This window comes from Microcoleus anatoxicus (genome assembly GCF_042465725.1).
Lineage (GTDB): Bacteria > Cyanobacteriota > Cyanobacteriia > Cyanobacteriales > Microcoleaceae > Microcoleus > Microcoleus anatoxicus.
In genome coordinates this window covers 1,916,459-1,937,309 of record NZ_CP120853.1, presented here as the reverse complement: position 1 = coordinate 1,937,309, position 20,851 = coordinate 1,916,459, and the positions used below count along the sequence as shown (strand labels likewise).

The following is a 20,851-nucleotide window of genomic DNA, read 5'->3' as shown; positions in this document are numbered from 1 at the left end:
ATATCAACAATTTATCTCTGTTCCCAAGCGGTTAAATACTCAAAATTTACTATTCAAAAAATGTCCGCAACTTCCACCTTCACCGTCACCGTACCCGCCACAACCGCCAACCTAGGCCCCGGATTCGACTGCATCGGTGCCGCTTTAAGCCTCTACAACTCCTTCCAATTCTCTCTTCTCGAACCCTCCGCAACCGAGAAACTAAAAATCACCGTTACAGGTGCAGAAGCCGCCAAAGTCAATACAGATGAAAGCAATCTCGCCTATGTAGCATTTGTCACCTTGTACGGTCGCATCGATCGATCGCCGCCGCCCGTCGCCATACATATAGATATGCAAGTTCCCCTGGCTAGAGGTTTGGGAAGTTCCGCCACAGCCATTGTCGGCGGGTTAGTCGGTGCAAATTTATTAGCCGGAAAGCCTTTGAGTCAGGTGGAAGTGATGCAGTTGGCGATCGAACTTGAAGGACATCCTGACAATGTTGTCCCCGCTTTGTTGGGAGGCTGTCGCCTCGCTGCTAGCGATGCACCCCCCCAACCCCCCCTTAGTAAGGGGGGGCTAAGAGACGAACTTTCCGTTAGCCAAGTGGAACCAGAATTACCCCCCCAACCCCCCCTTAGTAAGGGGGGGCTCAGAGAAGAATCCCCTCTTACACCCCCCCTTAGTAAGGGGGGGCTCAGAGATGAATCCCCTCTTACACCCCCCCTTAGTAAGGGGGGGCTCAGAGATGAATCCCCTCTTACACCCCCCCTTAGCAAGGGGAAACTGACAGAAGCATCCCCTCTTACACCCCCCTTTACCAAGGGGAACCTGACAGAAGCATCCCCTCTTACACCCCCCCTTGCTAAGGGGGGGCAGGGGGGGGTTCCCTGGCAAATCTGCGACATTCCCTGGCATCCTGATATTGTGCCCGTGGTAGCCATTCCCGATTTTGAACTTTCCACAGCCGAAGCGCGGAAGGTTTTACCCGCAGATTACAGTAGGGCTGACGCGATTTTCAATGCCGCACACCTCGGTTTGCTGGTGCGGGCTTTGGCTGCGGGCGATCGAGATTGGCTGCGTTGCGCCCTCAATGACAAAATTCACCAGCCTTACCGCCAGTCTCTGATTCGGGGATATGAAGCGGTGCAACAAGCTGCACTGAATGCTGGGGCTTGTGGGATGGTAATTAGCGGTGCCGGGCCGACGCTTTTGGCTTTAACGGATGTTACTAATGCTGTTGCGGTTGTGAGGGAAATGGCGGCTGCTTGGGGGGATTTTGGGGTGAAGGCTGATGTAAGGGCGATCGGGCTTGATACTCAAGGCGCGCAAATCTCGACTTAATTAAGTAGGATTTACGCATGGGGGGCCTAGAAACCGGGTTTTTACGAAAATACTCGTTAAAGCGCGCAGATTCGGTAAAAAACCCGGTTTCTTTTGTGGGGTGCGTAACTCCTGTTAAATTAGCTTGATAAAAAATCTATTGTGCGATCGAATATCTGATGCGATCGAAAATCCCGCTTAAATATCAGTTTGATTTTCTACGCCGAGCGATCGAGTTTGAGTATTGCGATCGGCTTTTACGTAAATGAGCGCACATTATACGTTACTTTTTATACATAAAACAGGCAAATTAGTTGGGCGGTGCCACTCTAAAACTCTCACTCGCACCAAAATTCGCACTCTGATATTTCAGCATACGGAAGTAAGTTAAAGCTTCGATGAAGTTTACTTCAAGATGCTCAAAAGCACTTGCACTGGATAAAAGTTATTGATATTCTGATAGATATCATCTGCTAATAACAGAGATAACAAAAACTAATCAATTTCCCTCAAATCAAATTTTCGTCAGCCATACTGGCAGGTTTTCACCTGTGGATATCGCACATTGCATCCACAACCCAAAACCGAAAACTCTAGCATGGCATCGACTCGCTTTGCTTGCAAATTTTTCCAAATTAACCTTCTCAACTTCAGCATCTTTTGGTCACTTTTATTATCAAAAAGGACTTAAATCATGTTACAAATCGAAGCATCTACCTCCAAAATAACTGTCAATACTTCCATCATTCCAGACACCACAGAAGACTTGCAACTAGCAAAAACTAGCAGCAATAATTCTTCCCCCTCCGCCCAGACAAATCTCCTAACAACTAACCAAACATCATCCACATCCAGTATTGAACTCTCAGCCCAAACCAACTCAATACTCGATAAAAGCCCAGAAATAGTTGCCCAACAAGCAGACATAGACAGCTTCATCCTCAACAAAAATACAACACCAACAATCAACACCATCGCCGAAAAACCGCAAGCATTAACCGACAAAACAGACATCATAACAGGCGATAAAGCCCAGCAAGCAACTGACAGTAACATCCCTTTCGAGTCGGGACTTTTCCAAGCAGACAACACAGATAAAACTAACTTAGAGCGCCGCTCTCGTTTGCGTACATCGGACCAGGAAAAAGAATTAATAACTGAAGCTACGCCCAAAACCGAGACAAAACTAGCAGAAAAAAAACCAGATACTATTTCTACAACAACTCTTGTTGATCCAACACCCGAAAAATCTCCAGCGACAGAAACCAAAAACTCGACAAATTCAGAAATTCCCAATTCAGAGCCAAATCCGACGCATCCAAAATCCGAAAATTCCCCAGCAACAGAAACCAAAAACTCGACTGTTTCAGAGATTTGCACTTGCGCGACAAATCCAGTTGAGACAAAAACCGAAAAATCTCCCGCAGTAGAAGCCAAAAATCCCACAATTTCCGAAATTCCCAAGGACGAGCCAAAAACCGAAAACTCCCCAGCGACAGAAACTAAAAACCCGACTGTTTCCGAAATTCCCAATTCTGCAACAACTCCTGTCAAGCCAAAAAACCGAAAATTCCCCAGCGACAGAAGCCAAAAACTCGACTGTTTCCGAAATTCCCAATTCTGCGACAAATTCTGCTGAAACAAAAACTGGAAAATTCCCCAGCGACAGAAACCAAAAACTCGACTGTTTCCGAAATTCCCAATTCTGCGACAATTCCTGTCGATCCAAAACTGGAAAAATCTCCCGTAGTTGAAGCCAAAAATCCTACAATTTCCGAAATTCGCAATTCTGCGATAACTCCTGCTGATCCAAAAACCGAAAATTCCCCAGCGACAGAAACCAAAAACTCGACTGTTTCCGAAATTCCCAATTCTGCGACAATTCCTGCTGAAACAAAAACAGGAAATTCCTCAGCGACAGAAACCAAAAACTCAACAGTTTCCGAAATTCCCAATTCTGCGACAAAACCTGCTGAGACAAAAACCGAAAAATCTCCAGCGACAGAAACCAAAAACTCGACAGTTTCCGAAAGCCCTAATTCCGCGACAAAACCCGAAAACTCTCCAGCGACAGAAACCAAAAACTCAACAGTTTCCGAAATTCCCAATTCTGCGACAAAACCTGCTGAAACAAAAACGGGAAATTCCTCAGCGACAGAAACCAAAAACTCGACAGTTTCTGAAAGCCCTAATTCCGCGACAAAACCCGAAAACTCTCCAGCGACAGAAACCAAAAACTCAACAGTTTCCGAAATTCCCAATTCTGCGACAAAACCTGCTGAAACAAAAACGGGAAATTCCTCAGCGACAGAAACCAAAAACTCGACAGTTTTTGAAAGCCCTAATTCCGCAACAAAACCTGTTGAAACAAAAACGGGAAATTCCTCAGCGACAGAAACCAAAAACTCGACTGTTTCCGAAATTCCCAATTCTGCGACAATTCCTGTCGATCCAAAACTGGAAAAATCTCCCGTAGTTGAAGCCAAAAACTCGACTGTTTCCGAAATTCCCAATTCTGCGAGAAATCCTGTCGATCCAAAACTGGAAAATTCCCCAGCGACAGAAACCAAAAACTCGAAAGTTTCCGAAAATATCATCCCAACTTTCTCAGAAAACACTCAACCAGCCATTACAGTTGTCAACTCAATCGACGAAATCACAGGTGACAAAATCGAAAAACTCGTCTTTATCCAACCAGACAAACCAGAAATAGCAGCAATCCCAGTAGAATCCACAGACATTCTCACCGGGGAAATTGCAAATACCTCCCCAACACTTATCGATACCCCCGAAATAGCCAGCGAAACTGCTGAAAATTTCCCGCTAATTTCTCCCGATGAAATTTCCACACTGTGGGAAACTCTCAACAGCATATTAGCCCAACAATTTCCTCTCATTTCCGAAACAGAATCCATCCAAAATTATCAACCATCCGCATCAGAATACATAGTTACCGACACCCAAACTATTATTCCTGAAATCGCCGTCACTGAAAACCATTACTCACAACAATCAGAAAATATCATCGCCGACAGCGACAATCAGCCCCCAACAACCATCGACGAATATCTAAACCCCGACTTCGACTCGGAAAAAATCACAATTACTCCCGCAATACCATCAGACGAAAACCAGCCAAACAACTCACTTCATAACATCACCGACTCCGAAACCGAATCCCAAACAAACATCAACGAATACACAATCACCAGCACAAAAACCCAACCAGAAATAACTCCCCATCTCTCCCAAAAAAACCAACCATTAATCGGAATCATCGACACCGGCTTTGTCGCCAACAATCCCAACATCGACTACAGCCAAATTATCCTCGGAAAAGACGTAATCGACAACGACAACAATCCCCTACTCCAACCAAACCAAGGAAACCAACACGGAAACACAATTTTAGAAATTATCAGTAACTCCAACAATCAAAGCGACACCAAAAAATCTCCTCCTATTTGGTTGGGACGAGCAACTGGTAGCGGCAACTGGCATCAATCCCTGATAGAATTTGTAGACACCGCCAAAGCCTCAAAACAACCCAACGCTGTCGTCAACCTCAGCTTCGACCTCACCCAAATCAACCCCGACGGTAGCGAAACCACACGCTACCAACTCACACCCGAAGAAAAATCAGCACTTAAATACGCCAAAGAGAACAACATTCTGATTGTAGCAGCGGCTGGCAACCAAGGAAGCCTAGTCTCCGCCCTCGGACAAGCCTCCACAGAATTCGACAACATCATCACAGTTGGCGCAGCCGAAAACAACAACCGCAGCCCCTATTCCAGCTACGGAGAAGGCCTAGACATCTTAGCACCAATCAGCATTCCAAAAACAGAAGAAGTTTCAACAATCGAAACAAAACAAGGCACATCAATAGCAGCAGCCCTAGTCACAAACATCATCTCCCAAATGTGGGCAGCAAACCCATCCCTGAACCGCCAACAAATCAAAAACATCCTCCTAAAAACAGCCACCGACATCGACGTACCCGAATGGGACGAAAGGACAGGATACGGAATCTTAAATCGCGAATTGGCAATTGCTACCGCCACAGAAACAATCCCCACAATTCCAGTATTGGCAGCCACCAAATACTTGACAAAATCCCTGATCGGTGCTAATGCAAATATCAGTAACACCCCCAACAATACCACAGCCAAACCATCAGAAAGACCGACCGCAACCAACGCCACAGTAATCACACCAAAAACTACCAGCACCTCAACCGGAGACTACAACCAAGGGACTAACTCCTACACCACAGAATTACCCCGAAACACAACCACCACTAATAGCAACTCAAACGGTACAAAGAGCACAAACACTCAAACAAATAGCAACTACTCACACACAGACTCCAACTGGGATAAAAGTCGCAGCCGTACCAACAGTAATAGCAACTCTTTTAACGAACAGACAACAGATACAACCACAACAGCCAGGGACTACACAGACAAAAACTTTTCCCTATACTCAATAGAAAACAAAAATAAATCCCAGGAAAACCGCAACCGACTCAAATACGAAGGCACTGGCAACAACCAAAGCTCATCCAATCAGAAATGGCGCTCATCTAGAAACTATACCAGTCCTTCACAAACTATAAAGACATCTGCCGAAAGTTACCGAAACAACAAATCTCAATCCGACGGTAAATACGACGGTAACTATGCAGCAAGTAACTCCAGCAGCCAAGAAGATTCCGGTGGAAAATCAACCACAAACAGTAGCTATACCGACAAAAATTACAATTCTGTCAGTAACAGTTCAACCCAAAATCAAGGGAAAGTCAACAGAAATTCCAACAGCAACGGCAACAATTCTAGCAGCACTTACAGCGGAGACAATGCCGAAGTCAATCAATCCAATTCTTACAGCAACAGTAGCAGCGACTTCTCCAAGACTAACAACAGCAGCGACAACCGTTCTGTTATCAATTCCACCTGGGACAATACTACAACTAACGGCAAAACCGTCGGCAGTAGTACCCGCGATACTTATTCGGAAGGGAACAGTAATGCTAACACCAGTTACGATGACGGCAAATCAAAAAATAAGAGCAATACAGATACATATACCCAGAATCAGTCTCAGGAAACTAACAGTACCAACGGCACTAACTCTTGGAATAACAATCGAAATAATGGTTACTCAGTAACGAGTGGTAACAGCACAGAAAGTTACAAAAACGGGCCGGATACTAGAAATCACAGTCGTGATAATTATTCAGTCAGTAAGTCTAACTCTTCCAGTAGTAACAGTGCCGGAAAACCGAGTTCTAAAAACCAACAAGAAGATTATTCAGAGAGTCAAGACAAGTGGGATAGCGAGTATAAAGCCGATACTTATACAACCAAAAATAACAGTGACCAATCGACAATAACCACCACTAAAAGCAACAGCAGCACCGATGGCAATAATACCACTTCATCTAACAGTAGCGACACCTCCAGAACTGGTAATTCACACACAGTCACAACTTACAAAGATGGTCGAAAAACTGAGAATGGCAGTTCGAGTTACGAGAAATGGTCGAGGGACAGCAGTTACGATAGTAAAGGTGTCGTTAGTGACATTAACAAGAGTTCTAGTTGGACTTCGAGTTACAGCAGGAATTACTTTAAAGGAGGTTACAGTTGGAGTGAGACCATCAGCGGTTACGACTCGGAATCGGTGAATAAAAGGAATGTTTATACAAGTAGTGGCAGCAGTTGGAGTTGGACTAGAAGCGGGACTGTGTGGGATGATGGTCGGAATGATTGGAGTGAAAGTTGGTCGAAGTCTAGTTGGAAAGATGGCAAGTATGCGCCCAGTGAATCTGAGTCAAAAAGGGGAGGATTCGATCCGAAGAAAACAGGGCCGCAGGTGAATGATGTGCCAAAAGTTGGGGAAGCGCCGCGGTTGACTAAGGCTCCGAAACGAGTGGTGCTACCGGATTTGGTGAAGTTGCCGAAGCCGAGCGATGATATTTGGATAATACCGACTTTTATTATCAAGGAGCCTCTGTTTAAAGATGTTTTCTTGGGTGGAAGTGGGAAGGATGATTTAGCTATTAATCCTCCTAAGCCAAAAGGTGGTTCTAATCCTCCTCCGCTGCCCCCTCCCCCTTTTCATGACAAAGGTTTGCAAAAGTGCTACGATATCCTAAAAAGAATCGATGAAGTGCTATATCAAGGTTTCATTAATGAACAAGGACAATTGGAAAAATCATTGAGAAAACGTGAACAAGATATGCTGAATGATAATAATACTAATCGTCTTTACCAAGCTCACATGGCTGCTCAAGGAGGGTATCCTCAAGCTGAAAATCGTAATATGGCTGATGGTAAAGGGTCATGGGCAGGACATCAGGCGAGATACAGAAAAGTGCGAGATAGGTTAAATCAATTGCTCGACGAATTCGAGAAGTCTGGTTGTGACGAGGACGATCTAATGGTACTAGGAGCTGAAGATTTATTGAATACAGCTAAGGAATATGCCCAGAAAGAACCCCCAGCACAACCACTTCCTCCCAGTCAGCCGAATCAGTTGCTACAACAGGCTTTTGCACTGGGTGCAAAGCTCAAAAATGGCCTTTTAATAGTAGCCGAAGGAACATCAAGCCTTGTGATTGCCATTTTGGTAGGAATTGCAGCGGTTTTGTCACTTCCTGTTCAGATACCTAGGCATTGACAGACCCATTTTCTCAATCAACAACTGCGAGAATTACAAATCTAAAGTCACATAATAAACTGTATGGAACTTGTATATCCTTGGAGAGACTGTGATGGTCGTACATGGCTTCAAGCATTATCTCTACCCACCCTTCCGTGGGCAAGCCAGTTTCTGTTTTTGATGGGGTTGCCAAACTCTATAGTGGAGCAACCCCAAGTCTGGCAGTCGATCTATACTCAGGCTACGATCGACTATGAAATGCGACCAAAAGTCAGATATTGGGAAATAGGAATAAATAATGGTTGGCACGGAAAAATCGTACAACAGATTGTTAAAAAGGCACTGTTAGAACTTGCAGCTCAGTCAGGAGTAGAAGTAGCTATGGAGTTAGAACAATGGGTTTTGCTGCACTTTTTTTGTCGTGAATTCCGCTGGGCAATGTTTTCATGGAAGTCTTTTCTGACAGGTATTTATTGGCAGCCAAGAGCAGGGCGTAAACCAATCCTACTTCCTGTAATATTAGCTTCAATGATCCCAGAAATTAAGAATTCAGCGAGTTATGAGCTAAGGGATGAAATCAGAAATAATTTGAGGAATGTTGCACCGCCACCACCAGAATGTCTTAATCCCGATGAAAGGAGTGATGAGTGTTTTGAGGTATTACTCATATCTGATGTAATTAATCAAACATTAACGCTTAAAGCTTTACAAAAAATTGCTCGAACGATCGATGAGACCGAAAGAAAAGAAGTGATGGCATGGGTAGAGGTGTATGCCAAAGCTCGCGGTAAACCCTTGAGCGCAATAGAAAAAATTTGTGGAGAGAAATATCTGCAAATTGAACAGCCAGACCCAATGTTGCCATCAATATTTGACCTCGATATGATTTGTGCTATCGAATGATTGTCGATAGTTTGACCTTTCAGGGCGATCGCACACCGGGTACAATTTCCTTTGAGTCGATCGCCCGTTTTTAGATAATTTTTCTGTTTTGGGCGATCGAAACTCTACAATAAAATTATCGAATATCAATCAACAAATCGAACTCTTCCAGCAGCAACAGTGCCGCTAAACCCAGCTCTAAAAACCAAAGTGAAAGCTATTCTGAAAATCAAGAGCAGTGGGATAGCGAGTACAAAGCAGATACTTACACGACCAAAAGTACCAGCAACGAATCGACAATAACTGCAAGTAAAAGTAACAGCAGCACAGAAGGAAACAATTCTAATTCGTCTAGTAGTAGCGATACCTCAACCACTCGGAATTCACAGACAATCACAACTTACAAAGATGGTCGAAAAACTGAGGACGGCAGTTCGAGTTACGAAAAATGGTCGAGGGACAGCAGTTACGATAGTAAAGGTGTAGTTAGTGATGTTTACAAGTATTCTAGTTGGACTTCTAGTTACAGCAAGAATTACTTTAAGGGAGGTTACAGTTGGACTGAGACCATCAGCGGTTACGATTCGGAATCGGTGAATAAAAGGAATGTTTATACGAGTAGTGGCAGCAGTTGGAGTTGGACTCGTAGCGGGACAGTCTGGGATGATGGGAGAAATGATTGGAGTGAGAGTTGGTCTAAGTCTAGTTGGAAAGATGGCAAGTATGCGCCGAGTGAATCTGAGTCGAAGAGGGGAGGATTTGACCCTAAGAAAACAACACCGCAGGTGAATGATGTGCCCAAATTTGGGGAGGCGCCACGGTTGAATAAGGCTCCGAAAAAACAAGTGCCACCACCGGATTTGACGAAGCAGCCGAAGCCGAGTGATGATATTTGGAAGTTGCCGACTGTGATTATTAAGGAGCCTCAGTTTAAAGAGGTTTTTGGTAGTGGCTCTGATTCTACTTCGGGTGGAAGTGGGAATGATAATTTAGCTAATAATCCGTCTGGTGGTTCTGGGGGTGGTGGTTCTGGTGGCAAGTTACCTCCAAACAAACGCTCTGCACTAACAGAAGTTATTCAAAAATTGTTAAGGTTTTTTAGACCTCTTGGAGAGTTTGTTGCTGGCGCAGTATATCAATGGTTGCGTAATAATGGGGAACCAGCCAGATGGTTATTGCAGGTTTTAATCCCTGGATGGAACGGACTAGAACAAGATGTGGAGCGTGGGCTTCCTCAAACTTGGACTTTTAAGGCAGGGCGAGCCTTTGGAGATGGGGCAGCAATTGTTACTGGAATTTTAGAGATCATCGGGGGTATCGGCGCTGCTGGTGGCGGTGGTAGTTTATGTGTAACAGGATTTGGCTGCATTGCAGGTGCTCCTGCCATAGTAGCAGGAACCGCTCTAGCGCTACATGGCTCTGCTACAGCTTCTCGTGGATTAAAAAATATATTAGCCGACATAGCTGAAAATCTGGGGGTAGTTTTTCAGAGTTCATCAGGTAGCAATGGAGGAGGTAGATCCTATGAACCACCTGCAAGTAGCAGTCAAACGTATGATGGGGATACTATGGTACAGTGGCGCACAACACCTAACGACTCACGCCCTGCGGTTGTAACTTTCAAAGAAGTTAATCCAGGCGTTATTGAGGTGTCAGAAATATTTAGACGCGATCTCCCCAGTGGTTCTGGTGGTAGGATGATTGCAGATGCCTTACGAACTAACAGAATAAATAGACCCTCAACGGTCAGATTCACGAATATAACTAACACTCCCACCCTAGAAGCTATTGAAAAGGGCATTGCTCCTCAAGATACGCTCTTGGGTAACACTCTGAAAAATGCTGTCAGAGAAATGGGTGGTACACCTACCAGTTGGAGTACAAGTGAAAATGCTAGAGGTCATATATGGATAGAAGTAAAAGTTTCTTACTAGAGCAACTAAAGCAAGCTTGTTCGCAACGTATCGATATTCGTTGGGAACTGTTAGCAACTGCTGCTGGTCTGGATCAAAGTATTTGTCAGACACTGCGAGGTCTGGATGTTAATGAGTTGCGGATGGACACTGGGAGTTATATAGCTTGCTCCTCAACCTTTGTTGAAGATAGGGTTCTGGCTCTTTCTGTTTCTCGACCTGATCTTTTGCGTAATTTGTTCAATCAGTGGGAAATGGAACCACGAACAGGCGACCCATATTTGGATGCTGGATTCTTGGATATAGCTCTTAAAACAGGCCGCAGATGTTTCACAGTTGTGGAAATAGATCCCGAAGCAGAACCGTGGTGTTGGGAGGAACAATTAAAAAACGAACGTTTAAAAATTATGTATGACTCCGAGTACATTCGTTTGTTAGGTAGTCGTCCTCTTATCAACAAAGTGCTGACGCAAAATGACATAGAAAATGCTATTGGTTCTGGAATGTCTCTGATCAAAACATTACGAACACAACACGTACAAATTGAAGAATCTGTATTTGCTCACTATGCGGATTCAATAATTTCCACTGGTCCCTACGTTACCGCTCTGCTGATTGAGTTATCGAGAGGAACTAATTTCGATTCCCGGATCTGGTTTGAACGGATTCTGGAAGTATTTCCGACTATTTCTGATCCGCTCGATCTGACTCTATCAACCTATGCTTTACTCAATGACCAATGGGTTATGCCTTGGTGATTGGAGTACAAATTCCTTTGAGTCGATCGCCCGTTTTGAGCTAATTTTCTATTTCGGTCGATCGAAACTCTACAATAAAATTATCGAATATCAATCAACAAATCGAACTCTTCCAGCAGCAACAGTGCCGCTAAACCCAGCTCTAAAAACCAAAGTGAAAGCTATTCTGAAAATCAAGAGCAGTGGGATAGCGAGTACAAAGCAGATACTTACACGACCAAAAGTACCAGCAACGAATCGACAATAACTGCAAGTAAAAGTAACAGCAGCACAGAAGGAAACAATTCTAATTCGTCTAGTAGTAGCGATACCTCAACCACTCGGAATTCACAGACAATCACAACTTACAAAGATGGTCGAAAAACTGAGGACGGCAGTTCGAGTTACGAGAAATGGTCGCAGGAAAGCAGTTACGATAGTAAGGGGGTAGTGAGTGATATTTCCAAGTATTCTCGCTGGAGTGAGAGTTACAGCAAGAATTACTTTAAGGGAGGTTACAGTTGGACTGAGACGATAAGTGGTTACGATTCGGAATCGGTGAATAAAAGGAATGTTTATACGAGTAGTGGCAGTAGTTGGAGTTGGACGAGAAGCGGGACAGTATGGGATGATGGGAGAAATGATTGGAGTGAAAGTTGGTCTAAGTCTAGTTGGAAAGATGGCAAGTATTTGCCTGGTGAATCTGAGTCAAAAAAGGGAGGATTCGATCCGAAGAAAACAGGGGCGCAGGTGAATGATGTACCCTCATTTGGGGAAGCGCCACGGTTGACTAAGGCTCCGAAAAAACAGGTGCCACCGGATTTGGTGAAGTTGCCGAAGCCTAGTGATGATATTTGGAAGTTGCCGACTGTTATTCTTAAGGAACCTCAGTTTAAAGATGTTTTTGGTAGTAGTGGCTCTGGTTCCCCTTCAGGTGGGAGTGCAAAAGATAATTTACCTGATAATTTGTTTGGTGGTATTGCTAATAATTTACCAGCCGATGAAGTTAATGGATGGTCTTTTGAAAAAAAGTTAATTGAGGCAGCACGGCGAGGACTTGCGAAGCTTCCGGGAGATGCTCTAAGAGCAATAATGCGATGGGAATTTTGGGCACAACTACTTGCTACTCTCAGTGTTTTTGCAGTATTAGGTTTGACTGGACTTGGTGAAATTGCTGCCATCATATATGGTCTTAGCAGAGTAGGAATTGCTCTCGAAGCGGTAAAAGAATTATTTTCATATGTTTTTAATGCTTTTTATGCCAAAAATCACGCTGGATTCAATAAAGCTGCCGATCACTTTGAACGCTTTGTTAGCCTAGCCGGACAAGAATTGGTAGGTGTAGCCTTTAGAAGCATCAGACTAAAACTAGCTGAACAAGGACGTTGGACAACTCGGTTTGATGCGGCTATTCAAAATAATTTAGCATCAACTAACGCAGGTACTAAATTAGAGGCGAGAACTGCTAACCTGCTCAGACACGATTTAATCAGTTATGGAAGGATAGAAAAAGGAGCCAATAAACTTCCAGTTGGAGATGTTGATGTAGAAACCAGCAATGCTATTATAGAGGTTACTATGCAAACAGGACAGAAAGCGGGTCAAATTGCTAAATTACAAACAGATAGACTTCTAAATCCCAGTAACAAGCCAGTAATTTTGTTTGCCCCAAATTACACAGAGCTAGCACAAGCCGAGCTTCCCCCTGGAGTGCGAGTTTTTCGGACTGAGCAAGGACTGTTGGATTACGTAACAAATCTGCGATAAGGAGAGTTAACAATGTCAAACGGTCTAGTAGTTGTTTCCAGGTGCGATCTTAGAAAAGATGAGTTAATATCTTTTTTGAGGACAGCAGGTGCACATATTGTTGAAAAACCAGGAGAGCCTTTTTTTGCATGTCTGATAAGGGAAGAATTATATATTTGGATTGCCCTTGGCAACAGGAATGAATTAGAGGAATGGGAATTAAATGCTACCATAGAAAAACTTCTTGGTGATCCCAAGACATTTATTGTATTAGAGATATCTAAAGCAGAAGGTAGTAGGCGTTTTGCTTATGAATTAGCGGCTAAGTTAGCTGCCCAATGGCCCTGCATTACTGATAACATGAACGGGTACAATAGACAGATGTTATCAAGTCAAGAATTGTTTTACCTGCTTGAGAGAGGCTGTAATTTTGAAGAATACTAAGAACTACAAGTAAAGGATAGTAGTAGCAAGTTTTCAGAATGGTTAGCTGTCGCCACACTTGAAAGTAACGACCAATCAGGTTACTTTGATACTAAAAACCACAGTCGTGATAATTATTCAGTCAGTAAATCGAACTCTTCCAGCAGCAACAGTGCGGGAAAACCTAGTTCTAAAAACCAACAAGAAGATTATTCAGAAAGTCAAGACAAGTGGGATAGCGAGTATAAAGCTGATACTTATACGACCAAAAGTAACAGTGACCAATCGACAATAACTGCCACTAAAAGCAACAGCAGCACCGAGGGCAATAATACCACTTCATCTAACAGTAGCGACACCTCCCGGACTGGTAATTCACAGACAGTCACAACTTATAAAGATGGTCGAAAAACTGAGAATGGCAGTTCGAGTTACGAGAAATGGTCGAGGGACAGCAGTTATGATAGTAAAGGTGTAGTGAGTGACGTTTACAAGAGTTCTAGTTGGACTTCGAGTTACAGCAGGAATTACTTTAAGGGAGGTTACAGTTGGACGGAAACCCTGATCGGTTACGATTCGGAATCGGCAACTAAAAGAGCTGTTTATACGAGTAGTGGCAGCAGTTGGAGTTGGACAAGAAGTGGGACTGTCTGGGATGATGGGAGGAATGATTGGAGTGAAAGTTGGTCTAAGTCTAGTTGGAAAGATGGCAAGTATGCGCCCAGTGAATCTGAGTCAAAAAGGGGAGGATTCGATCCGAAGAAAACTGGGCCCTCTGTGAATGATGTGCCCAAATTTGGGGAAGCGCCGCGGTTGAATAAGGCTCCGAAAAGAGTTGTACCACCGGATTTGGTGAAGCAGCCGAAGCCGAGCGATGATATTTGGAAGTTGCCACCTCGTACTTTTAGTGAAACTAATCCGCCAGAACCACCAAATTTTCCAGATAATTGGTTCGCCGGGCCTGGTGGAGGTAATCCCAAAGATTCGGACATTGACATTAAAGCTGCTATTGACTACAACAATGCCCAAGGTTATAGCAAGGATGCGATTAAGTTGATTCAGCGGGTAGTAGGTGCCGCTCAGACTGGAGTGTTTGGAGAAGACACGGTGAAAAAAATAGCTGGCTGGCAATCTGCTCACCGCCTCAAACGTGATGGTAAGGTAGATCCCAATACGCTTTGGTCGATCGTTACTGAGTTGCGTATGAGAAATCAGCCTTTGGATGCGTTGCTACTTGCTAGGTCTGCAAAAACACGCCAGTATGTCACAGATGCTAACAGGATGATACCAACTGGATTTGGATCTTCAGGTCGCACACCTGGTAATGCCCAGAGTTTTGTACAAACCCTTAAGGAAAACAAGCAACTTATCCTATCTGGCGAATTAAAGACAGTTGGCGATGCCACTACCGAATATAATTGCCACGGCTTTACGTTCCTAGCGGGGGCAGAATGGATAAAATATAATAGTGATGTAGAAACAATCATTAAAGACAATGGGTATTCTGTTACCCGGAATCCATCTGTAGGTGATGTGGTAATCTATCGGGATGACAAAGGGGAGATTCAACACTCAGGAATTGTGGCAGCAGTTTCCGGCGGTCAAGTAACAAGAGTTATTAGCAAGTGGGCAATGTATGGTCTTCACGAGCATAACCTAAAAGATGTTCCACTCTCCTACGGACAAAACACTACGGTTTACAAAAGCAATCGGACTTCGGGAAATTTCCCTCAAGGTTTGAATGCTGGGCGTCCCGGCAATCATTTATTGCGCCCGCGCTAATATTAACCTGCAAAACCATATCTTGAGTGAGAGGTACTTTACCTCTCAAAAGCAAAACAAACGAATGATAAAAATTTATTCCCCCATGAAAATGATGCAGAAATTTTTAGGTAGATACTATTGGCAAGTTACATTTATCGTTTGTGTTGCTTTAATTATTGTTATGAATGGATGCAATTCACTTAGATATTTTAAAAAACAGACCCAAACACAGTCACAAGCACAAGTACAAACAATAGCCACTCGTCCCTTTGTTGATTGGTGTGTCAATAAGACTAATTTGAGTGAGGCTGCTACGCAGACTATCGAATTTATGTTGCGGAATGTTGGTACAAATGACTGCGTTAAAGCTAATAAAATGCTTTCTAGTCGTACTGAATTTAGCATTGAGGGTGATGGAATAACTGAGATCGGCCCGCTTTCATCTTTAAACAACTTAACAAAATTAAGTCTCAGTGCTAATAAAATTTCTGATATTAGCCCGCTCGGCTCGCTGACCAATCTAACTATTCTTCATTTAGATCGGAACAAGATTTCTGATATTACTCCTTTAAAATTTCTGACTAATTTAACAGAGTTATCTATTTGGTATAATCAAGTATCTGATATTTACCCTCTCAAAAATCTCACAAATATTTCGGTATTAGATTTAAGTCTTAATCCAATTAAAGATATTAACAAGTTAGAAAAGCTGCGTAATTTGAAGACATTGGTACTGGTTGAAAATCAAGTCTCAAACATTAATGTTTTGAAAGATTTAACAAAGTTAACACACCTCTCACTTGGCAAAAATCAAATATCTGATATTAGTCCATTGAAACATCTAAATCAACTAACTCATTTAGGACTTAGCAGAAATCAAATATCTGATATTAGTCCATTGAAACATTTAAGTAAACTAACTGAATTATTCCTGAACAATAATAAAGTGTCTGATATTACTCCTTTACAATCTTTGACTAATTTAAATGAACTGTGGCTCAATCGAAATAGAGTATCAGATATTAGCCATCTCAAATTATTGACCAACTTAAATACACTGTATCTCATGAATAATCAAATTTATGACATTAGCCCATTGAGATATTTGACAAGCTTAACTCTAGTCGATATGACAAATAATAAAATCTTTGATTTGAGTATGTTAGATAGCATTAATTTAACGTCTCTTTATCTCATGAATAATCAAATTGAAGACGTGAGTTCGTTGAAATTCATGAAGACTTTAAAAGTGCTATCCCTTGCTGACAATAAAATTTCTGATATTAGCCCGCTGAAATCTCTGACTAAACTGACTGAACTTTACCTCAGCGAGAATCAAATCTCTGACGTGAGTCCGTTAAAATCTCTGACTAAATTAACGAGGCTCGACATTGCTAACAATCGGATTGCTGATATTAGTAAGTTGAAACCTTTAACTAACCTCTTGGAACTCTACCTAGAAGGAAATCCGTTGACTAATAGAAATTGCCCATTGGTTCCTGATTTTAGATGTCGCTATGAATAATTTGTGAAAGTGCGATCGACACAGCACTAATTATTGGCAGAACAATCGAGGTAATAATTACTCGGCAACTCAGACCAATGACACCCAAAACTACAAATACGGGCCGTCAACTAACATCCACAATCGAGATACTTATTCCGTCAGAAAGTGAAATTATTCCAGCAGCAACAGTTCGGGCAAAATCAGTTCTAAAAACTAACAAGAAAATTACTCCGAAAATAATGCTCAGTGGGAGAGCGAGTACAAAGCTGATACTTATACCACCAAAAGTAACAGTGACCAATCGACAATAACGGCGAGTAAAAGTAACAGCAGCACAGAAGGAAACAATTCCAATTCATCTAACATTAGCGATACCTCCCGGACTGGTAATTCACAGACAGTTACAACTTATAAAGATGGTCGAAAAACTGAGAATGGCAGTTCGAGTTACGAGAAATGGTCGAGGGATAGCAGTTATGATAGTAAAGGTGTAGTTAGTGACGTTTACAAGAGTTCTAGCTGGACTTCTAGTTACAGCAAGAATTACTTTAAAGGAGGTTACAGTTGGAGTGAGACCATCAGCGGTTACGATTCGGAATCGGTGAATAAAAGGAATGTTTATACGAGTAGTGGCAGCAGTTGGAGTTGGACTCGTAGCGGGACAGTCTGGGATGATGGTCGGAATGATTGGAGTGAGAGTTGGTCGAAGTCTAGTTGGAAAGATGGCAAGTATGCGCCCAGTGAATCTGAGTCAAAAAGGGGAGGATTCGATCCGAAGAAAACAGGGCCGCAGGTGAATGACGTGCCGAAATTTGGGGAAGCGCCGCGGTTGAATAAGGCTCCGAAAAAACAGGTGCCGCCGGATTTGACGAAGCAGCCGAAGCCGAGCGATGATATTTGGAAGTTGCCGACTGTTATTCTTAAGGAACCTCAGTTTAAAGATGTTTTTGGTAGTGGTGGATCTAATTCTTCTTCAGGTGGGAGTGGGAAGGATAATTTTCCTGATAATTGGTTTGGTGGTTCTGGTGGTGGCAACCCACCAAATCAGGACAAAATACAAAAATTTCTCCGCGAATTTCGTAGAGTAATGGCACAGGGAAAACGTGCTGTCATAGATTTTCTCAAAGGATTCATTTACCACTCTCTGATAAATGGCGTCGGTATCCTCAAGGATGTAGCTGACCTCTTGTACCCACCAGGAGCAAAATCCCATGCTGAAATTGAGGCATATTACCGGAATAATCTGAGTTTTCAGGCAGGAAGAGCTATCGCCAATGGATTAACTTTTCTAGCGGGAATACTAGGGATTTTGTTGATCGGACTGACTATTGGAGGTAGTGGTGGTAGTGCTTTAGTGGCAGCGCCCGCACAGGTAGCAGCGCTAGTAGCTGCTGGTAATATGACGGCAGCTAGTGCGCGAGATATCCTCACCATAGTAAGTCAATTTTTTCAGGTTAATTCTGGGAACGCTGCTGGTACTTTTCATCCGGGCGCGCGTACATTAACTGATGAAGAATCATTATCACAGGGTTTGCGGGTTCATAATAGACCACAATTTTCTGACAAAGATATGCAGGGTGCATTGCCAAATCCGTCTGGTCAGGCAGGACATGCGGGTAAGCATGATTTTTCTGAGCACCTACAAGCAGATATCATCAACAAACCAGAGCGTGTGTTTATCGGGATAAATGATAATGGTCGGCAAGTTACTGTATTCTATAAGGATGGGAACGTAGTTATCACTCAAAATAATGATTTTACTCGCGTGATAACTGCATATGGTCGTAGCGGAATCAGTAGATTTCCAGGCGGTCGAGTCAAAGCAGGAACGCCTGTCTCTCCTAATAAATGGATGAATAGCCCCCATTATTTGGAAATCAGTAAATGAGTATCTTGGAGGTCAAAATATGAATCCAATTCTCGAACAAAAGCTTTGGAATGCAGGGAAATATGCAGAAGCATATACCCAAGAAATCTGGCAGGAAATTATTGATGCAATCCTTGATGACTTTCAAACTTTTCTGGGACAGGATTTTCACCGAGATCCTGAAATCAACTTAAATATCAAATATTCACATTCCCCATCATTTAATAGATGGATTTGGAGTGAAGAACAAGAAAATGCTCCTTTGTATCATACAGCATGGTCGGCTGTTATTGGCGGGGGTATGGTAGGAACTGAAAGTGGGGAAGATATTTTTCATGTTAGTCTTACTCTATTTTTGTTCGACATGACTAGCAAAAAGCGTTTATGCTTAAAAACAGGTGAGAGCCTCCTTGAATTTGTTTTTGAAAAACAATCCGATAGTCATGGGTATTGGCGTAGTTTGGGATGGTGTAAGGATGAATGGGGTGAGTGGGAGGATCTTGATTACGACACGGATTAACTTTAAATTTGCATCTCCCGATCGCACTCCTGCACAAATTGCAAATAATCGATCGCCCGTTTTTAGGTGATTTTCTGTTTCGGGCGATCGAAACTGTGCAAAACAATTATCAAACATCAATCAGCAAGTCGAACTCTTCCAGCAGCAACAGTGCCGGACAACCCAGCTCTAAAAACGAAAGTGAAAACTATTCTGAAAATCAACAGCAGTGGGATAGCGAGTACAAAGCTGATACTTACACGACCAAAAGTAACAGCAACGAATCGCACAAATTTACGAAGATGTTCCAAGAATCAGTTAAAATAGGCGATCGAACCGATATCAACAATTTATCTCTGTTCCCAAGCGGTTAAATACTCAAAATTTACTATTCAAAAAATGTCCGCAACTTCCACCTTCACCGTTACCGTACCCGCCACAACCGCCAACCTAGGCCCCGGTTTTGACTGCATCGGCGCCGCTTTAAGCCTCTACAACTCCTTTCAATTCTCTCTTCTCGAACCCTCCGCAACCGAGAAACTAAAAATTACAGTCACAGGCGCAGAAGCCACCAAAGTCAAGACAGATGACAGCAATCTGGCTTATGTAGCATTTGTCAAATTATACGATCGCCTCAATCAATCGCCGCCCCCCGTCGCCATACATATAGATATGCAAGTGCCCCTGGCTAGAGGTTTGGGAAGTTCCGCCACAGCCATTGTCGGCGGGTTAGTCGGTGCAAATTTATTAGCCGGAAAGCCTTTGAGTCAGGTGGAAGTGATGCAGTTGGCGATCGAACTTGAAGGACATCCTGACAATGTTGTCCCCGCTTTGTTGGGAGGCTGTCGCCTCGCTGCTAGCGATGCACCCCCCCAACCCCCCCTTAGTAAGGGGGGGCTCAGAGATGAACTTTCCCTTAGCCAAGTGCAACCAGAATTACCCCCCCAACCCCCCCTTAGTAAGGGGGGGCTCAGAGAAGAATCCCCTCTTACACCCCCCCTTAGCAAGGGGGGGCAGGGGGGGGTTCCCTGGCAAATCTGCGACATTCCCTGGCATCCTGATATTGTGCCCGTGGTAGCCATTCCCGATTTTGAACTTTCCACAGCCGAAGCGCGGAAGGTTTTACCCGCAGATTACAGCAGGGCTGACGCGATTTTCAATGCTGCACACCTGGGTTTGTTGGTGCGGGCTTTGGCGGAGGGCGATCGAGATTGGCTGCGCTGCGCCCTCCAAGACAAAATTCACCAGCCTTACCGCCAGTCTCTGATTCGGGGATATGAAGCTGTGCAACAAGCTGCGTTGAATGCAGGGGCTTGTGGAATGGTAATTAGTGGTGCGGGGCCGACGCTTTTGGCTTTAACTGATGTTACTAATGCTGTTGCGGTTGTGAGGGAAATGGCGGCTGCTTGGATGGAGTTTGGGGTTAAGGCTGATGTCAGGGCGATTTCTCTTGATACTCAAGGTGCGCAAATCTCCGTTTAATTAGTCGTAAGGTGCGTACCCAAGAGGGTAAACGCATCTTAAAAATTCGCCATCATCTAAAAA

General features: G+C 43.5%; 17 protein-coding genes. 15 read left to right on the top strand and 2 right to left on the bottom strand.

All coding sequences use genetic code 11. The features are described 5' to 3' along the window. Positions 1–60: 60 nt before the first annotated feature. Positions 61–1,323, top strand: coding sequence for a homoserine kinase (locus P2A85_RS08305; protein ID WP_377478612.1), 1,263 nt, complete (start codon positions 61–63; stop codon positions 1,321–1,323). A 673-nt stretch (positions 1,324–1,996) separates the two neighbouring features. Then, positions 1,997–2,941 (top strand): hypothetical protein, encoded by a 945-nt coding sequence (locus P2A85_RS08300; protein WP_377478610.1) that lies wholly within the window; start codon positions 1,997–1,999, stop codon positions 2,939–2,941. Here the strand turns inward: P2A85_RS08300 and P2A85_RS08295 are convergent. Beyond that, positions 2,853–3,899, bottom strand: a complete 1,047-nt coding sequence (locus P2A85_RS08295) for a hypothetical protein (protein WP_377478608.1) — start codon at positions 3,897–3,899, stop codon at positions 2,853–2,855. The genes P2A85_RS08300 and P2A85_RS08295 overlap by 89 nt on opposite strands. A gap of 21 nt (positions 3,900–3,920) precedes the next feature. Beyond that, on the bottom strand, positions 3,921–4,217 hold the full coding sequence (locus tag P2A85_RS08290) for a hypothetical protein (RefSeq protein ID WP_377478606.1): 297 nt from the start codon (positions 4,215–4,217) through the stop codon (positions 3,921–3,923). Between P2A85_RS08290 and P2A85_RS08285 the strand changes: the two genes are divergently transcribed. From P2A85_RS08285 to thrB, 13 genes are all read left to right on the top strand, one after another. Next, the gene (locus tag P2A85_RS08285; RefSeq protein ID WP_377481373.1) at positions 4,129–7,986 is read left to right on the top strand and encodes a S8 family serine peptidase; all 3,858 of its coding nucleotides are present in this window, start codon (positions 4,129–4,131) and stop codon (positions 7,984–7,986) included. The genes P2A85_RS08290 and P2A85_RS08285 overlap by 89 nt on opposite strands. Positions 7,987–8,049: 63 nt before the next feature. Then, positions 8,050–8,871: a hypothetical protein gene (locus P2A85_RS08280; protein WP_377478604.1), complete on the top strand. Its 822-nt coding sequence runs from the start codon at positions 8,050–8,052 to the stop codon at positions 8,869–8,871. A 572-nt stretch (positions 8,872–9,443) separates the two neighbouring features. Beyond that, entirely contained in the window at positions 9,444–10,784 is a 1,341-nt protein-coding gene (locus tag P2A85_RS08275; RefSeq protein WP_377478602.1) for a hypothetical protein, read from the top strand. Beyond that, complete coding sequence (locus tag P2A85_RS08270) at positions 10,757–11,521, top strand: hypothetical protein (RefSeq protein WP_377478601.1); 765 nt, start codon at positions 10,757–10,759, stop codon at positions 11,519–11,521. The genes P2A85_RS08275 and P2A85_RS08270 overlap by 28 nt, the downstream gene beginning before the upstream one ends. After that, the gene (locus P2A85_RS08265) at positions 11,496–11,768 is read left to right on the top strand and encodes a hypothetical protein (protein ID WP_377478599.1); all 273 of its coding nucleotides are present in this window, start codon (positions 11,496–11,498) and stop codon (positions 11,766–11,768) included. Before P2A85_RS08270 ends, P2A85_RS08265 begins: the two co-directional genes overlap by 26 nt. Before the next feature lie 182 nt (positions 11,769–11,950). Next, positions 11,951–13,267 (top strand): hypothetical protein, encoded by a 1,317-nt coding sequence (locus P2A85_RS08260; protein ID WP_377478597.1) that lies wholly within the window; start codon positions 11,951–11,953, stop codon positions 13,265–13,267. Between the two features lie 12 nt (positions 13,268–13,279). Next, a complete protein-coding gene (locus P2A85_RS08255) occupies positions 13,280–13,690 on the top strand; it encodes a hypothetical protein (RefSeq protein WP_377478595.1) in 411 nt (136 codons plus the stop codon). Positions 13,691–14,146: 456 nt separating this feature from the next. After that, positions 14,147–15,451 (top strand): peptidoglycan-binding domain-containing protein, encoded by a 1,305-nt coding sequence (locus tag P2A85_RS08250; protein WP_377478593.1) that lies wholly within the window; start codon positions 14,147–14,149, stop codon positions 15,449–15,451. After that, the gene (locus P2A85_RS08245; protein ID WP_377478591.1) at positions 15,411–16,958 is read left to right on the top strand and encodes a leucine-rich repeat domain-containing protein; all 1,548 of its coding nucleotides are present in this window, start codon (positions 15,411–15,413) and stop codon (positions 16,956–16,958) included. Before P2A85_RS08250 ends, P2A85_RS08245 begins: the two co-directional genes overlap by 41 nt. Positions 16,959–17,541: 583 nt before the next feature. Then, positions 17,542–18,828 carry a hypothetical protein gene (locus P2A85_RS08240; RefSeq protein ID WP_377478589.1) on the top strand — a complete coding sequence of 429 codons (1,287 nt, stop codon included), beginning with the start codon at positions 17,542–17,544 and terminating at the stop codon, positions 18,826–18,828. Between the two features lie 19 nt (positions 18,829–18,847). Further along, entirely contained in the window at positions 18,848–19,327 is a 480-nt protein-coding gene (locus tag P2A85_RS08235) for a hypothetical protein (RefSeq protein ID WP_377478587.1), read from the top strand. A gap of 8 nt (positions 19,328–19,335) precedes the next feature. Then, entirely contained in the window at positions 19,336–19,680 is a 345-nt protein-coding gene (locus P2A85_RS08230; RefSeq protein WP_377478585.1) for a hypothetical protein, read from the top strand. A gap of 25 nt (positions 19,681–19,705) precedes the next feature. Beyond that, positions 19,706–20,788 carry a homoserine kinase gene (thrB, locus tag P2A85_RS08225; RefSeq protein WP_377478583.1) on the top strand — a complete coding sequence of 361 codons (1,083 nt, stop codon included), beginning with the start codon at positions 19,706–19,708 and terminating at the stop codon, positions 20,786–20,788. Positions 20,789–20,851 lie beyond the last annotated feature (63 nt).

What these genes read in the sequence shown, in the direction of transcription:
- P2A85_RS08305 (WP_377478612.1), top strand. Translation starts at nt 61, where the DNA reads ATGTCCGCAACTTCCACCTTCACCGTCACCGTACCCGCCACAACCGCC.
- P2A85_RS08300 (WP_377478610.1), top strand. Translation starts at nt 1,997, where the DNA reads ATGTTACAAATCGAAGCATCTACCTCCAAAATAACTGTCAATACTTCC.
- P2A85_RS08295 (WP_377478608.1), bottom strand. Translation starts at nt 3,899, where the DNA reads ATGATATTTTCGGAAACTTTCGAGTTTTTGGTTTCTGTCGCTGGGGAA.
- P2A85_RS08290 (WP_377478606.1), bottom strand. Translation starts at nt 4,217, where the DNA reads ATGGATTCTGTTTCGGAAATGAGAGGAAATTGTTGGGCTAATATGCTG.
- P2A85_RS08280 (WP_377478604.1), top strand. Translation starts at nt 8,050, where the DNA reads ATGGAACTTGTATATCCTTGGAGAGACTGTGATGGTCGTACATGGCTT.
- P2A85_RS08270 (WP_377478601.1), top strand. Translation starts at nt 10,757, where the DNA reads ATGGATAGAAGTAAAAGTTTCTTACTAGAGCAACTAAAGCAAGCTTGT.
- P2A85_RS08265 (WP_377478599.1), top strand. Translation starts at nt 11,496, where the DNA reads ATGACCAATGGGTTATGCCTTGGTGATTGGAGTACAAATTCCTTTGAG.
- P2A85_RS08255 (WP_377478595.1), top strand. Translation starts at nt 13,280, where the DNA reads ATGTCAAACGGTCTAGTAGTTGTTTCCAGGTGCGATCTTAGAAAAGAT.
- P2A85_RS08245 (WP_377478591.1), top strand. Translation starts at nt 15,411, where the DNA reads ATGCTGGGCGTCCCGGCAATCATTTATTGCGCCCGCGCTAATATTAAC.
- P2A85_RS08235 (WP_377478587.1), top strand. Translation starts at nt 18,848, where the DNA reads ATGAATCCAATTCTCGAACAAAAGCTTTGGAATGCAGGGAAATATGCA.
- thrB (WP_377478583.1), top strand. Translation starts at nt 19,706, where the DNA reads ATGTCCGCAACTTCCACCTTCACCGTTACCGTACCCGCCACAACCGCC.